This is a genomic window from Vibrio sp. 2130-1 (assembly GCF_033339515.1).
In genome coordinates, this window is sequence record NZ_JAWOUT010000749.1 from 1 (window position 1) to 514 (window position 514).

Genomic DNA, 514 nt, shown 5'->3' on the forward strand with positions numbered 1-514 from the left:
TCTGCGGTGGCAGCGGTATTGCGTTGCTCACACCTTAACAGGGCGTTATGTACTTTAAGGAAAATTGTAACCAACTCTAAAGGATTGAGAGTGATAGATCATTTTGAAATTAAGGTAGTTGCATTCGAAGAATGTCGTGTGTTTTACAAGAATGTGCTAGAGCCATTGGGTATTGAACTCAAGTGGTCAGATGAAAATGCTGCTGGTTTCGGGCTTTCGAGCGAGCCAAATGTAAGATTTCTCATTGAAAAAGGTGTCAGTAATTCAACATGCCACATCGCTTTTTCTGCATTAGACAAACGACAAGTTACAGCATTTCACGAAGCGGGGTTGTCTGCTGGAGGCAAATGTAACGGGAAACCTGGTTTACGAAGTCACTACGCTCCAAATTACTACGCAGCGTTTTTGATTGATCCCGAGGGTAATAATGTGGAATCCGTGGTGTACCTTTAGTACGCATACAACAAAGCGTTTATGAGTAACTTCCCAAGCTTGGGATTTTTACCAAATGGTT

General features: G+C 42.2%; 1 protein-coding gene. It reads left to right on the forward strand.

Features of this window, described 5'->3' with window-relative positions; all coding sequences use genetic code 11:
- Positions 1 to 90 precede the first annotated feature (90 nt).
- Positions 91 to 453: a VOC family protein gene (locus R7Q09_RS28490; protein ID WP_318144251.1), complete on the forward strand. Its 363-nt coding sequence runs from the start codon at positions 91 to 93 to the stop codon at positions 451 to 453.
- Positions 454 to 514 lie beyond the last annotated feature (61 nt).